Origin of the sequence: Segatella cerevisiae (assembly GCF_024054555.1) — a bacterium.
Lineage (GTDB): Bacteria > Bacteroidota > Bacteroidia > Bacteroidales > Bacteroidaceae > Prevotella > Prevotella cerevisiae.
In genome coordinates, this window is the sequence record NZ_JAMXLY010000004.1 from 40,241 (window position 1) to 56,085 (window position 15,845).

General features: G+C 45.7%; 9 protein-coding genes and 2 tRNA genes. 6 read left to right on the top strand and 5 right to left on the bottom strand.

Translation table 11 applies throughout. The annotated features are described in order from the left end of the window. Positions 1-3 precede the first annotated feature (3 nt). The 4 genes from NG821_RS01865 to NG821_RS01880 all read right to left on the bottom strand — a co-directional run bounded on the left by NG821_RS01865 (position 4) and on the right by NG821_RS01880 (position 8,261). On the bottom strand, positions 4-4,233 hold the full coding sequence (locus NG821_RS01865) for a translocation/assembly module TamB domain-containing protein (protein ID WP_252759962.1): 4,230 nt from the start codon (positions 4,231-4,233) through the stop codon (positions 4-6). 264 nt (positions 4,234-4,497) lie between these two features. After that, positions 4,498-7,371: an excinuclease ABC subunit UvrA gene (gene uvrA, locus NG821_RS01870; RefSeq protein WP_252759963.1), complete on the bottom strand. Its 2,874-nt coding sequence runs from the start codon at positions 7,369-7,371 to the stop codon at positions 4,498-4,500. Between the two features lie 67 nt (positions 7,372-7,438). Beyond that, complete coding sequence (gene rlmH, locus NG821_RS01875; RefSeq protein WP_252759964.1) at positions 7,439-7,909, bottom strand: 23S rRNA (pseudouridine(1915)-N(3))-methyltransferase RlmH; 471 nt, start codon at positions 7,907-7,909, stop codon at positions 7,439-7,441. Positions 7,910-7,925: 16 nt separating this feature from the next. Continuing rightward, a complete protein-coding gene (locus NG821_RS01880) occupies positions 7,926-8,261 on the bottom strand; it encodes a DUF4491 family protein (protein WP_252759965.1) in 336 nt (111 codons plus the stop codon). A gap of 68 nt (positions 8,262-8,329) precedes the next feature. Between NG821_RS01880 and NG821_RS01885 the strand changes: the two genes are divergently transcribed. From NG821_RS01885 to NG821_RS01910, 6 genes are all read left to right on the top strand, one after another. Continuing rightward, on the top strand, positions 8,330-8,569 hold the full coding sequence (locus NG821_RS01885; RefSeq protein WP_252759966.1) for a hypothetical protein: 240 nt from the start codon (positions 8,330-8,332) through the stop codon (positions 8,567-8,569). Between the two features lie 181 nt (positions 8,570-8,750). After that, positions 8,751-10,499: a phospho-sugar mutase gene (locus NG821_RS01890; protein ID WP_252759967.1), complete on the top strand. Its 1,749-nt coding sequence runs from the start codon at positions 8,751-8,753 to the stop codon at positions 10,497-10,499. A gap of 297 nt (positions 10,500-10,796) precedes the next feature. After that, positions 10,797-10,884 (top strand) — tRNA-Ser (locus NG821_RS01895). A 35-nt stretch (positions 10,885-10,919) separates the two neighbouring features. Next, a tRNA-Glu gene (locus tag NG821_RS01900) sits at positions 10,920-10,991 on the top strand. Positions 10,992-11,132: 141 nt separating this feature from the next. After that, positions 11,133-11,771 carry a lactate utilization protein gene (locus NG821_RS01905; protein WP_252759968.1) on the top strand — a complete coding sequence of 213 codons (639 nt, stop codon included), beginning with the start codon at positions 11,133-11,135 and terminating at the stop codon, positions 11,769-11,771. Between the two features lie 41 nt (positions 11,772-11,812). Next, positions 11,813-12,223 carry a secondary thiamine-phosphate synthase enzyme YjbQ gene (locus tag NG821_RS01910; protein ID WP_252759969.1) on the top strand — a complete coding sequence of 137 codons (411 nt, stop codon included), beginning with the start codon at positions 11,813-11,815 and terminating at the stop codon, positions 12,221-12,223. Between the two features lie 1,267 nt (positions 12,224-13,490). Here NG821_RS01910 and NG821_RS01915 read toward each other — a convergent pair. After that, positions 13,491-15,779 (bottom strand): NADP-dependent malic enzyme, encoded by a 2,289-nt coding sequence (locus tag NG821_RS01915; RefSeq protein WP_252759970.1) that lies wholly within the window; start codon positions 15,777-15,779, stop codon positions 13,491-13,493. Positions 15,780-15,845: the final 66 nt, after the last annotated feature.

The following is a 15,845-nucleotide window of genomic DNA, read 5'->3' on the forward strand; positions in this document are numbered from 1 at the left end:
GATTCAACGGTCATCAGTTGTCTTCCGGATTGTGGAAGGCACTGAGTCTGTGGCCTTTGGAGATTCCTTCTTTTTCTTTTTCTTGATGCCCAGAAGATCTCTGATTCCATTAAAGTCTTTCTTGAGGATAAACCCGATACCCTGAGTGTTCAGGCTGTTTTTGGTAAAATACCGGTCATTTGCCTGGTTGTAGATCCTCAGGGCGATATTCCCGCTGGGAATGAGTAGATAACGGATATCAAAATCTCCTATAAAACTAGTATTTGTGTTGGCTTTGTCCCGATAGCCGAATTGACCGTTGAACTGGAGTCGGTTATTGAACATTCGGCCGCTGAGCAGACCTTCATACTCTGCGTTGTAGAACCCTTCATTACCCGTAGAAATGTTTGCCCCGAAATTCCAATTGGAATTGTTGATGACTGTGGAAAGCACCTGATTCAACTGTTGGCTGATGGTACCGCTGAGCAAACTCTGCATGGCGAGGGACGTCTGTTTCTGTTGTTCCGGATTCTCGACGTCAGCGTTGTTGTTGCCTTCATTATAGAAACGGCCGACAGCCAGGAGGTAGAGCACTTGTTGGTTCATGTTCTCTTCGCTGTTCAGAAGGGAATAGACCATCTGCCGGGCTTCACTGTTCAACGTCGGCATATTCAGGGAGAAACTGGCTTTCGGTTCTTCTGGTGTACCGGTAATGTCCATCACACAATCGACCCTGATATTATTTGAGGAAAAACTCTTGCCGATGTTCAGATCTGAGAGACTGACGCCATTGACTACATATATAGCCTGCAAGTTGAGTGCCGAGCGATAGGGGTCACCGTTAAAAGCTATCGTTCCTCCTTGTTGGAAGAGGAAGTCTTTCTTGATGATATTTTGGATGGTCAGCGTGTAAATGCCGTGGTCTACAACATAGTTGCCGAACATCTGAAGGTTGCCTTTGTTGAAATAACTCGCACGTATCAGACCGTCTCCATTGAGTGTGATATAGTCATCGGACTGGTTGTCCAGCAGGAGTTTGAGCGTCAGGTTCTGGTTCGTATTGACTACAAAATTGAAATGCAGGTCTGTGGGGATGTCTTCTCTGGGATTGTCCTTTCCATCCCGGTGCTGGGCTATGGCGTTTAACTTCAGGGTGTCTTTGGAAGCATCGTGCCAGTGGATAAAGGATTCGTTGTTCACGGCATCAGGACTGGCAGCGTTATAGACGATTTGTGAACCTTGCTCCGGGGTCACGTTGATATCGAAGGAGACGTCCCCGCTTTTTCCATGGATGCCACAGTTGCCAGTCACGTATACCGTCCCGTAGAAAGAGTTGTCTGCAAATTCGTGCGTATCATAGGCGAGGAGTTTTCGGCCTTCGATGCCAAAGTCAAAACTCAGATTGGTCAGGTGCTTGTGATGGATGGCACCCGAGAGAATGCCCAGATTGCCTTTACGGTCACGCAGGGAATCACCGGGAAACTGGATCTCATTGGGGATGGCATGCAGGACAAGCTGCTTGAAGGAGTAGTCCACATTGGTGGGGATGATATGCACCTTGCCGTGGCCGATGAGATCTCCTGTCAAATTGAGGTTGTTGAGCGGGCCGCCCACGTGCAATGTCCCATTGCCCCAAGCCTCTATGTTATTCATGAAAGAGCCGCAGAAACTCTTGAGAAACTGCAGTTTCGTATCCTGCGCCTGTATATCCAGATCCAGGCGATTATGCTTGGGAGAGACATAGCCGTTGATGAGGGTGTTGATGCCCGGTCCGTCTTTGGCAATAGAGCGGATGTCAATCTGTTCCTTGGTCTGATTGTAGTTGACGTGGGCGAAGAGCGTCCCCATTTCCCCTTGCTGGAACTTGAAGTTGGCGATGCTCAGATTTGAAGAAAAATCCGGTTGCTTGCTGAAGAGCGCTGCCAGGCGGACTCTGCCTGAAGCCTTGCCCGTAAATTCGACAGCGTGGAAATTGACCAGGTTCAGAAGGTAACTGATGTCAATGTCCTTCAGATCGACCATCAGAGAATCGTTCGAGGAGGGGGTTGCGGTACCGTTGATGATCGCATGTTGATTCTGGTGCCCGAAAGAGAAATGATCGACATCGAGATGGTTCTTCCGATAATAAATATCTCCGGACTGAACCTTCCAGATAGAGTCTCCGATGACAAATTCACTCGGCATCACTTCTATATGTGCCGTATTCTGACCGGCAAGATTCTTGAAGAACTGTGTCCGCGAGAGGATATTGCCCCGGATATGGAGTTTGGGAGAGTGGTTGTCGAAGAGGAGGGCAGTAGAAAGGCGGTTGTGTGCAGCAGAGGCACGGACATCGAAGCAATTCCCGTTCTCGGCACACAAGTTGGCATCCACTTTCATCGTATCATTGGGTGTCGAAAGGCGGATGGCCCCTTGGCGGTATTTGACGCCGTCATACGTGAATCCGGGTATGTTGACGTCTATATCAGCCGTCTTGCTAAAGTCACTGATTCTGCCTCTGATGTCTGTCGTCGTATTCAGGTCCAGTGGTATCCCGAACAATTTCTTGATCATGTCTGTACCCTTGACGGCAACATCAAAGGAAAAACTGTTGTTCCTCTTTCCTGAGACACTTTTCAAACCCGGTAATGTGGGGAGTTTGTCGGCAAGCAACTGTTGTGCGCTTTGCAGAAGTGTGGAATAGTTGTAGATTCCGTTCAGATGTGCCTGGATCTCAGGAGTAGTGATGTTCAGATTGGAATTCCTGCCCTGTTTTTCTGCCTCTATATGAATATCCCTGAACGTGTAGTTTTTAGTGATCCCTGTCCATTTCTTCAATATGAGTGGTGAGATCTTGGCAATGTCAGCCTTGATATTATATTTGCCTTGGTCTATACCGAAGTTGCCGTTTACGTTCAAACTGATACTTTGGTCGTTGATCTTTCCTGTTCCAGAAATGGTGTGATGGTGGATGTTGCCGTCTATGATGATATTCCGGTAAGAATACCCTTTGTAGTCAAATCTGTCGATTGTACCTTTGGCGACGAGTTCAGGAATACCCTTGGCAGGAATATTGCCGGATGCATTGATGTATCCCGTCACTATCCCGAATTGATTGTCTGCAAGGATACGCCTTAAGTTGACTTCCTGCGCCTTGATCCTGGCGGTGAAGTCCCTCCCGTCTTTCCTGACTGCCAGTACGGCATGACCGACCTCACTGCTGATGGTGCCATTGACAAACGCTCTCCGGGCGTTGCCCCCTAAGAAACCTCTGAAACTGATAGTCCCCAATCTGTTGACTGATCTCGGAATATGCAATTTCGCGCCCATGTTGTCCAACAGCAGTTGCATGCCGTCTCTTCTCAGATACAAGTGATCGATACGTGCCTGCCAGCGTAACTGTTTGCCTTTTCCCTTGAAGGCAGCGTCGGCTTTCAGATTGAGGCTGCCTGTTGCTGCCCGGAGATCCAATCCTCTGATTCTCAAACTTGAGGTTGTTCCCCTAAAAGTGGTACTAAGGAAAATCGGATTGACGAATTTCCGTAACGGGAGCGCAAGGAAAGAAAAGTCTGAAAGAGTGACCTTCGACGGAAGTATATGACCTTGATACCTCAGGGATGAGGGATTCAACTTTTTGGCAGTTGTGGTATAGGTCAGACGCAGTGGCCCCAGTGCCAGTTCGGTACCGGGAAGTGCCATTTTGAAGTTTTCTAAGCGAGCGTGTCTTTGATCTGCCACCAATCTGAACTGGAGTTGTTTCAGGTTGAGTCCGCTGCCTTCGTGAAGAAACAGTTTCTTGATATTGAGATCAATGCTATGATCGGTCAGGCGATTGAGGATGATATGGCTGCTGAAGTCCGTGATGTGGAGATGGTGGACATTGAATGTCTCGGAAGGGGCGATGTCCCTTTGGTCGTACTTGATCTCTCCATGGCGGATGATCAAACTGTTCAATTGAAGGTCAAGGGAGGTTTTCTTTTTACTGGGATGGGCTGCCAAAGAGTCCAGGACAAACTGGTAATTGGGTTTGGACTTTGCCGTCTGTTGGTATAGACAGGCTTTTAGACCGAAGACTTGGGCAGAGGAAATGATGATCCGCCCCTTTGTGAGAGCCAACAGATCGACCTTTGCTGCCAAGCGGGAGGCAGAGAGCATCGAGTCGCCTTTTTGGTCCCATAAAGAAACATCATCCAGAATCAGACGGTTGAAAAATCCCAGGTCGACTCTGCCTACCTGGGCCTTCGTTCCGAATTTCTCCCCTAGGGCATCAGCCACCCTTGTTCCTAAGAAATTCTGAACAGGAGGGAGATGGAGCAGAATAATCAGGAGGACGAAGAGTCCGATAATGGTCCAGATGACTGTATTTATAATATGTTTGAATTGCTTCAGTTTCTAATATCTTAATAAGATGACGTCGCAAAATTATCAAAAAAAAGTCTTTTCTGAAAATAAATATCAGGAAAAATGACCTTAGCCTCGAATTTGGCTATCGTCTGTGCGGACGATCCGATGGCTTATTCAGGCATCTTGAGAGCGGGGTTATCCCTTCTGCATGGATTTATGATCAGATTCGAATTTCTTTTTCAGGAAGGTGCCTGTAATACTGTCTTTACTCTTCTCTATTTCTTCCGGAGTACCGGTAGCGACGAGATTGCCGCCCTTGTTTCCGCCTTCAGGCCCCAGGTCAATGATATAATCGGCACATTTGATGACGTCCAGATTATGCTCAATGACGAGGACGGTGTGGCCCCTGTCAATGAGGGCGTCAAAGGCAGCCAGCAAACGCTTGATATCATGAAAATGCAGTCCGGTAGTCGGTTCATCGAATATGAACAGCGTCGGTTCAGCTTGTTCTTGTCCTATGAAATAAGCGAGTTTGACACGTTGATTTTCACCTCCAGAAAGGGTAGAAGAGTTCTGGCCGAGTTTGATATATCCCAATCCGACATCCTGAAGCGGTTTCAATCTGTCCGTGATCGTTTTCTCCTTGTATTTCCCGAAGAAGTCGATTGCTTCACTTACGGTCATGTTGAGGACATCATTGATGTTCTTCTCGTGGTATCTGACCTCCAGAATATCATGTTTGAATCTCTGGCCGTGACAGGCCTCACACTCAAGGGTCAGGTCAGCCATGAACTGCATCTCAACAGTGATGACACCGGCACCCTTACACACTTCACACCGGCCTCCATCAGTGTTGAAACTGAAATATTGGGGTGAGAATCCCATCTGTTTGGCCAAAGGCTGCTCCGCGAACAACTCCCTGATGGCATCGTATGCCTTGACGTAGGTTGCCGGGTTACTTCTCGTACTTTTCCCTATGGGGTTCTGATCGACAAACTCCACATGCTTGATTTGCTGCCAGTCACCTTCCATGGCAAGATACTCGCCGGGGGCATCGCAGACTTCATCAAGATGGCGCTTCATGGCCGGGTAGAGGATCCCCTTCACGAGAGAACTCTTGCCGGAGCCTGACACACCTGTAATGACAGTCAGTACATTCAGCGGAAATCTGACGTCTATGCCTTTCAGATTGTTCATCCTGCAGCCTTTCAGGAGGATGGATCTGTTCCATTGCCGTCTCGAAGTGGGGATGGGAATGCTCTCTGCACCTGTGAGGAATTTGATGGTATAACTTCTCGGGAATTTTTCCAGGAGTTTTTGACTCAGTTGCCGGTTGCCTTGGGCTGCGTTGATTTCATTCATCGGACCTTGGAAAACCAACTCTCCACCAAGTCTTCCTGCGTCAGGTCCAATGTCAATCAGTTCGTCGGCAGCACGTATGATCTCTTCGTCATGTTCGACGACAATAACCGTGTTGCCCAAACTCTGGAGTTCTTTCAAGACCTTGATCAGGCGGTCTGTATCTCGCGGATGGAGTCCGATGCTGGGTTCGTCCAGGATATACAGACTCCCGACGAGCGAACTGCCCAAGGATGTTGTTAGATTGATACGTTGGCTCTCACCTCCGGACAGCGTGTTCGAACGACGGTTGAGGGTCAGGTAGCCCAATCCCACTTCTATCAGAAATTCGAGGCGGTTGTTGATTTCCACGAGCAGGCGCTTGGCGATTTTGCCATCATGCTCATCAAGTTGGAGACGGTCAAACCAGGTCTTCAGATCCCATATCGGCATTTCGACCAGATCAGTGATGCTCCTGCCGTTGATCTTGACGTAAGTCGCCTCTTTCTTCAATCTCGTGCCATGACAGGTCGGACAGACCGTCTTGCCACGATACCTGCTCATCATGACGCGGTACTGGATCTTGTATTGGTTCTCCTTGACCATCTGGAAAAAGGAATCAATGCTGACCTGGTCATGGATGTCCAGATTTTTCTCTGAGGGCAGACCGTGCCAAAGCATATCCTTTTCTTTCCTCGATAATTGGTAATAAGGTTTTAATATAGGGAAATTGTCCTTGGCCGACCTGCGGACAAATTCTTTCTGCCAGATACTCATCTTGTCACCGTGCCAGCATTGTACGCAGCCGTCATAGACACTTAGAGTGGAATTGGGAATGACCAGCCGCTCGTCAATTCCCAATATGCTGCCGAACCCTTCACAGGTAGGGCAGGCGCCCAAAGGGGAATTGAAGGAGAACAGGTTTTCTGTCGGTTCTTCAAACTGCATGCCGTCAGCTTCAAAACGGGTGGAAAACTTGAATACTTGTTTGGAAGGGAGGATCATGATCTGCATATATCCGTCACCTTCGTAGAAAGCTGTTTCGCAAGAGTCCGTCAGTCTGCTGACCGCATCTTTTTCCTGAGAGACAGACATCCTGTCAATGACAAGATAGATGTCCTCAGGTTTTAAATTCTCATTAGGGTATTTCTCGAGGAAGTCTTCGATGCGCATGAAGGCATCTTTCGTGAATATACGAGAATAGCCTTCCTGCACATACATCTCAAGTTGTTTCTGGATCGTCCGTCCTTCGACAACATGCAAAGGAGACATGACAACAAATTTGGTGCCCTCACTGAACTTCTTCATCTGTTCGATGACATCTTCCGCCGTATGCTTCTTGACTTCCTGTCCGCTGACAGGAGAGTAGGTCTTGCCGATGCGGGCAAAGAGAAGGCGGAGATATTCGTAGATCTCGGTAGATGTGCCGACAGTACTTCTCGGGTTCCTCGCGATGACTTTCTGTTCTATGGCTATGGCAGGAGGCAGGCCCTTGATGAAATCACATTCCGGTTTTTTCATCCTGCCTAAAAACTGGCGGGCATAACTGGAAAGGCTTTCCACATACCGCCGCTGCCCTTCAGCGTAGAGCGTATCAAAAGCCAAGGATGATTTCCCTGAACCGGAAACGCCTGCAATGACGATGAATTGGTTGCGGGGTATTTTCAGACTGATGTTCTTTAAGTTATTGACCCTTGCACCTTTTATGGTGATATATTTTTCTTCTGACATAATGTTTCTATTGAACAGCTTATATATAAGTTTGATACTGGATATTCACAGATTTCAAGACTTGGAATTACTCATGATGATAAGGTTCACCCTTGATGATCGTGCAGGCCCTGTAGAGTTGTTCTACGAAAATGAGTCGGACCATCTGATGGGAGAACGTCATCTTGGAAAGGGATATGAGTTCGTTGGCCCTCTGATACACAGGTTGAGAGAAGCCGTAAGCTCCACCGATAATAAAGACGAGGCGCTTGACGGTATTCATCTTCTTTTGGAGCCATTTGGCATATTCGACACTTCTGTATTCTGCCCCGTGCTCGTCCAAGAGCACCACAGTGTCAGAGACCTGCAAGTGCTTCAGAATGAGTTCGCCTTCCTGCACCTTTTGCTGGTCTTCCGAAAGATTTCGGGTGTCTTTGATTTCAGAAATGATCACGAATTGAAAGGGCAGATAATGCTTTATCCGTCCTATATAGTCCTCAATTCCCGCGATGAAATGTTTGTCAGTGGTTTTACCCATGACAATCAGTAAGGTTTTCATTTCCCGATCTCCACGCTTATCGATCTGAATGGTCAGAGGGTTGCTTGGGATTCTCTATATTGTATTTGTCCTTTCTCTTGGGGTTCATCGGAAACCAGCCCTTTTCAACTCTTTTCTTTTGGCTGAAGAGTTCTCCTATGGACCACAGCAAACTAGCCCCGAGTATTCCGAGGATGGAAGAGGCGATGACAGCCTTTACAAGTAGGGATGCAATGATGCAGATGATCCCGCAAATCATGAAAATGATCCAAGGGCGTGTCCCAAGATAATATTCTGTTTTGATCACTATAGGGTGGAAGATGCCGATGATGAAAAATGTCAATAGGGCAATGACGATACCTGTGAAATACATCCTTAAATTCCTTTCTTTTGTTTTCTTGTCCTGCAAATTTAAGAAAAATAATCTGATAAAATGATTTTATGATAAAATTTCATCTCATAAAAAGTTCTCATTATAATAATGTGGTCATCCGTGGTCTTGGACGGTATTCTTTGATAGGATTGAACTGCCTGATGTTGCCGTGGTGGGCGTCCGGCTCCTCGGGACAATGCCGGTTGGGGGCAAAGACTTTCGACCTGCCCGGTTCGGGTCCACTATTGAAAGACTGTTGTCTTGGGAAAGACACGCCTATCAATCTCATCTTAAGCTCGTTTGTTTGAGTCGTACTCCGTTTATAGGACAATTGAAGATCATGGCGAGGTTTGTGAAGCCACAAGCAAAAGATAAGTTTACAACTAAAAAAAGTGGTTATTGCAATAAAATTTAATCTTATAAAAGTCTCCTAAGACAAATTTTATTACTATCTTTGCCTAGTAGTAATATATTATAAAATTTAATATTATGGTTAATAACGCAGAATTAGTCGCTCAATGTGAAGCAAAGGCTAAAAAGTGGTTGTCTCCTGATTTTGATGAGAAAACCCGTAAAGAGGTTCAAGCCAAACTTGATGCAAAGGATAAGACTGAACTCGTGGAGAGTTTCTACAAAGATTTGGAATTCGGTACGGGTGGTCTTCGCGGCATTATGGGCGCCGGCACGAATCGGATGAATATCTATACGGTGGGAATGGCTACTCAAGGTTTTGCCAATTACTTGAAGAAATGCTTCACGGACAAAAAGCAGATTTCTGTAGTTGTTTGTTATGACTGTCGTAACAACAGTGATCTATTCTCCAAAACGGTTGCCGATATCTTTTCTGCAAATGGCATTAAAGTCTATCTGTTTGAAGAGATGCGGCCGACTCCTGAATGTTCTTATGCCATCAGATACTTCAAGGCTCAGGCCGGTGTGAACATTACCGCCAGCCACAATCCCAAGGAATATAATGGCTACAAGGCTTATTGGGAAGATGGCGCTCAGGTGCTGACCCCTCATGATACGGGTATCATTGATGAAGTTGGCAAGGTCAGTGTGGAGGATGTGAAGTTCAAGGGCAACAAAGCGCTGATCCAGATGATCGGAGACGATGTCGACCGTCCTTATCTCGATGAGATCAAACGCCTTTCCATTGACCCTGAGGTAATCAAGAAGCAGCATGATCTGAAGATCGTCTATACGCCTCTTCACGGAACGGGTATGACGATGATCCCCCGCTCTTTGAAATTCTGGGGATTCGATAATGTTCATTGTGTCAAGGAACAGATGGTCAAAGACGGCAATTTCCCGACTGTCGTCCGTCCTAACCCTGAGTTTGCCGAGGCTCTGACCCTGGGACTGCGGGATGCCAAAGCTTTGGATGCAGATATCCTGATGGCAAGTGATCCTGATGCCGATCGTGTCGGTATGGCTTGCAAGAACGACAAGGGAGAGTGGGTGCTTATCAACGGTAATCAGACCACCCTGATCTTCCTCTGGTACATCATCACCAACCGCAAGGCCAAGGGTCTGTTGAAACCGACAGATTTCATCGTCAAGACGATTGTCACAACTGAAGTGATCCGGAAGATCGCAGAGAAGAATCACATCGAGATGAGGGATGTCTATACCGGTTTCAAGTGGATTGCACGTGAGATCAGAAATTCTGAAGGCATGCAGCATTACATCGGTGGCGGTGAAGAGAGTTATGGCTTCTTGGCTGAAGATTTCGTCCGCGACAAGGATGCCGTGAGTGCTTGCTCTTTGCTTGCAGAGATCTGCGCCTACGCCAAAGACAAGGGAGAGTCTCTCTATGACATCCTGATGGATATCTATATGGAGTATGGCTTCTCAAAGGAGTTTACGGTCAACGTGGAACGTCCCGGAAAGGCCGGAGCAGATGAGATCAAACAGATGATGACGGATTTCCGCAATAATCCTCCTAAAGAACTCGGCGGCTCTAAGGTCGTACTGGTCAAGGACTATAATTCCTTGTTGGCTAAAGGAGTTGACGGGAGCGTCTCGCATATCAATATGCCTGCTACCAGCAATGTGCTGCAGTGGTTCTGCGATGATGAGACCCGTGTCAGCGTCCGCCCTTCAGGTACTGAGCCCAAGATAAAATTCTATATTGAGGTGAAAGGTGTCATGCACTCGCCTAAAGACTATGAAGCATTGAGCGAGGAAGGTATGCGAAAGATCGAAGCCATCAAGAAAAGTCTGAATCTGAAATAACGGAAAGTTGATTTGTAACTTTCGGTAGTTTTATCATTGAGGAGCGGAAGCTCTCTTGATAATGATGATTTACCCCGGAAAGCGTGTGGCCTTCCGGGGTATTTCTATATCGTCAAGTCTTGGGTACATCGTAATCCTTGTAAGTTTTTCGCTTGTCCTTTCTACACCTTGTATATATTAGAAGAATGATGAGGGCAACAGAAAATTTTTAATAAAAGTTTGGAGGGTTAAAAACTTTATTGTACCTTTGCAGACGCATTTAAGAAACGAGTCTGGCAAATCGGAAACGAGCCTTCTGGAAGGATGGGTGAGTGGCTGAAACCAGCAGTTTGCTAAACTGCCGTGCGAGTTTTTCGTACCGGGGGTTCGAATCCCCCTCCTTCCGCATAGAAGCGAGGCGAGTTTCAAGAATGCTACCAAGGTCGGTTCATCTAATGGTTAGGATACAAGATTCTCAATCTTGGCATATGAGTTCAATTCTCGTACCGACTACTTCCAGCCCTTTGTGACAGGTATCTGTTACAAGGGTTTTTTGTTTTCTGGCAGGTCTTTCCTCCTTATCGGGAACTGATGATGTCGGAAAACAGGGAAGGTGAAATTTCAGGAAAAGCAAGGTTTTAAACATTTTTCTATATGGATGAGGCGATGACCATACGCAATGAGCGGTTGGCAAATAAATTGATCAATGCGCTCAAGAGAAGGCATTATGAGGCTTACTATTGTGAAAATCAATCGGCTTTATTGCAACAGGCAGGGAAATTGATTCCTGAAGGGAGCAGTATCACGTGGGGCGGATCACTGACGATCCGGTCGACAGGATTGACGGAGATGCTGAAAAGGGGCAATTATCTGGTCTATGACCGTGATGCCGTCACTGATCCTCAGGAAAAACTCAAGATCTACCGCAAGGCTTTTGAATGTGATTATTATTTGTCGAGTGTCAATGCAATGACAGAAGACGGGATCATCGTGAATATTGATGGTAATGGGAATCGTGTGGCTGCTTTGTGCTGGGGACCGACACATGTGCTTCTCGTCGTGGGACTCAATAAGATCTGTTCTGACCTCGACTCAGCTGTCAAGCGCGCCCGCCATACTGCCGCGCCTATCAATATGTCACGATTCAACTATAAGACGCCTTGCCAGATGGATGGTATTTGTCATGACTGTCTCTCGAAAGACAGTATTTGCAATTACATGGCTATACAGCGGCTGTCCCATCCTGCAGGGCGACATATTGTGTTATTGGTCGGTGAGAGCCTTGGCTATTAATATCCGGACCTGGCTGAAGATTTTATGGAGGCAATCGAACGATGATAAGACAGAAGGAAATGATTTTAAAGGAGTATGACCGTGGATTCCATTTGATCACTGATGAAGTTGTCAGTCAACTCCCTGCTCTTCCTGAGACCGGACTCTTGAACTTGTTTGTCAAGCATACAAGTTGTGCTCTTTCTGTATGTGAGAATTGGGATCCTAGCGTCAGGGCTGATCTGGAACAGATCTATGATCGTCTGGTCAGGGAACGTCAACCCTATTATCTGCATACGCTGGAAGGTGATGATGATATGCCTGCCCATGCAAAAACAGTATTAACCGGTGTCAGCCTGAATATACCGATTACTGAGGGCAGATTGAATCTTGGGACCTGGCAGGGCATCTATCTTTGCGAATTCAGGAATGAGGGTGGCCGCAGACATATTGTCGCTACAGTCATAGGCTAAAGAGATGTTAAAGGAGTTTCGTAAGAAATGAACTTGAATGGATTCTATTTTTCATGACATCTAGAGACACAAAAAGCGATGACCTTCACAGGTGACCGCTCCAAATATTCAATAGGTATTAGTTTTTTTAAGGTAAAAAGATTGTTTTCAGGATAACTGTAGCAAAGATAATAGTTTTTTTGATAACCTCCAAATTTTTACTTTATATTTTTAAAAAAATATGAATTTCTTCTTCTAAAGCTTAATAATCGTAACAAATTGTTATTCTGAAACGGGCATTATTGTAATTCTTATACTCTTCTTCTCTTTTATCGATTTTATTGGTGTCGGAAAATGTTGAGATAGAGGAAAGAAGATTGTAGGATAGAGGAATCGAAGATTAAAAAGGATCGGTCATGAAATCGTGACATTTTGCCTTCCCTCCATATTTATCATGAACACTCCATTGGAAATCCATTTATTTCTTTCAAACCTGTTCTGACCTGAGGCGGCTTTGCAGGAAATGCGGGATATACTTCTTTTTCATATTCTGTCAAACGTGTGATGGTGTTCTCCGTCTCTCGAAAGTGAGATATGAATTTATGAAAAGAAAAATTTGGTCTTATCTTTCTTTTTTTCTTTTTCCAACTTATTTGATCGGTGTATGCTTTGAGAAAGAGCAATGGCTGTTTGTGTTGATTGAAATGGTATGCCTTTAAAAAGGAAACCCGAATGTACGGGCATAAAAAAAGCGATGACCTTCACAGGTGACCGCTCCAAATCTTCAATAGGTATTAGTTTTTTTTAAGGTAAAAAGATTGTTTTCAGGATAACGTAACAAAGATAAGGTATTTTTGATTTATATCAAAATATTTAAACCATTATTTTCTACTAAAGCGTGAAATAACTCTCTTTTTTAACTTTTATTTAATGTTTAGAGAAACCATTCCGGAAAGAAGATATCTGTAGATTGCAAAAAGGGCTTCTATTTATAAAAAGTACGTCTTGCTGGTCAGAAACACAAGCATAGTGAGAAGAAATAGGTATCTCGATGTTTCAAAGGACTCCCTTCTGTCAAACCCAAAGTTTGTCAAACTTCTTTGCATTGTCAGATTATAGAACCATTATAAACCAATAATGTGCTTCCCAATGAATGAACAAACTTCCTCTGATTTTGGCTTTATCATCGTTTTATCCAAAAGATGTATGGGATCATAAAAAACAAAAGGTCTCCCGAAATCAATCGGGAGACCTTTTTAGAATGATAAAAAGTGAAGTATGTCCTTCGTTACTTTTTGTCTTTTATCTTTTCAACGTAAGCATCAATGACAGCTACTGCCGTAATGTTCACGACATCGCTGACGGATGCTTCAAAATCCGTGAAATGGATAGGCTTGTTCAGTCCCATTTGGATAGGCCCGATGATTTCGGTGTCAGGATCAAGTCCCTGGAGCAGTTTGTAACTGCAGTTGGCACTGCTCAGATCAGGGAATACAAGCGTATTGACAGTCTTGCCCTTTAATTTGGAGAAAGGAAATTTCTCATCCCTCAATTTGTTGTTGAGAGCGAAGTTGAGTTGCATTTCCCCGTCAATGGCGAGATCAGGATATTCTGTCTGCATCTCTTCCACAGCATTATGTACTTTGACCGGAGAGCCGATGTCATCGGTTCCAAAGTTGGAGTAACTCAGCATTGCTATCACAGGCTTTTCATTGAAAAATTGGACCGTATGTGCACTCAGTCTGGCAATATCTGCCAAAACTTGCTCATCGGGATGACGGTTGATCAATGTATCTGCAATATAGTACTTTCCCTTCTTGGTGCTCAGGATGTGCATGGTCCCGAAAGTCTTGTAAGGTTTCCGGACACCGATCACTTCTTTTGCCACCTTGATAGTGTTGCTGTACTTCGTATACAATCCAGTGATGAAAGCATCAGCATCGCCCTGCTCGACCATAGACATACCGAAATAGTTACGTTCGTACATCTTGTCATAAGCTTCCTCGAAAGTATAGCCTTGACGCGCACGCTTTTCAGCCAGATGCTTAGCGTAAGTAGCACGGCGTCCCTGTTCTTTGTCAGCACGCATGTCGACAATATCAATACCGGTCAGATCAAGTTTCAGGCGACTTGCCACACGTTTCAGTCTGTCAGGATTACCTAAGAGGATAGGTTGGCAGAATCCTTCCTGTTTGGCCTGAACGGCTGCCTTCATTGTGGTCGGATGTCCTCCCTCGGCGAATACGACACGTTGTGGATGCAGGCGAGCTGTGGCATGCAGCGTCTGTGTGAGTTTGGTTTCCTGGCCTACCAACTGTTTGAGTTTTTCCTTGTAGGCATCCCAGTCTGTGATCTTCTTACGAGCCACGCCACTGTCCATAGCGGCCTTGGCAACAGCTGCGCTGACCTCAGTGATCAGTCTCGGATCGATCGGTTTCGGAATGAAGTACTTAGGACCGAAAGTCAGGTCCAGAACATGGTAGACATCGTTGACAATATCAGGAACAGGTTTTTTAGCCAGTTCAGCTATGGCATTGACGGCAGCCAGTTTCATTTCTTCATTGATTGCTCTTGCGTGAACATCCAAGGCGCCACGGAAAATATAAGGGAATCCGATGACGTTGTTGATCTGGTTCGGATAGTCACTGCGACCTGTGGAGATCAATACATCAGGGCGGGCAGCGGCAGCATCCTCATAGGAGATCTCGGGAACAGGATTGGCAAGTGCGAAGACGATAGGTTTCGGAGCCATCGAGCGGACCATGTCCTGTGAGAGTACATTACCCTTGCTCAGTCCTACGAAGACATCAGCGCCTTTGACAGCCTCTTCCAAAGTATGGACATCGCGGCGGTCAGTAGCAAAGAGTTTCTTTTGTGGTGTCAGGTTGTCCCGATCTGAGGTGATCACACCTTTGGAATCGAGCATGACAATATTTTCTTTCTTGGCACCTAAGGCGACATAGAGTTTGGTACAACTAATTGCGGCAGCACCGGCACCATTGACAACGATCTTGACCTGATCGATCTTCTTGCCGGCAACTTCCAAAGCATTTTTCAATCCTGCCGCAGAGATGATGGCCGTACCATGCTGGTCGTCGTGCATGACAGGAATATCCAGAGTCTTTCTCAGGCGCTCTTCAATGTAGAAACATTGAGGCGCTTTAATATCTTCCAGGTTGATACCCCCGAAAGTAGGAGCTATACGTTCAACCGTATCACAGAATTTCTCCGGATCTTTTTCATTGATTTCAATATCGAAAACGTCAATTCCGCCGTAGATTTTGAACAACAGACCCTTGCCTTCCATTACCGGTTTGCCACTCATGGCTCCGATATCGCCGAGTCCTAAAACGGCAGTGCCGTTTGTGATGACAGCAACAAGGTTACCTTTATCCGTATATTTGTAGACGTCTTCAGGATTCTTTTGAATCTCGAGACACGGATAAGCAACCCCAGGAGAATAAGCTAAGCTCAAGTCGTTTTGGGTACGATAGGGTTTAGTTGGCTTTACTTCTATTTTTCCAGGACGACCTTCTGAATGATAATTCAAGGCAGCCTCTTTAGAAATTTTTACCATATTAATACGTTGGTTGATTAGTGATTTACTATATCTATTCTTTTTTACCTTAATCACCGGTTGGGA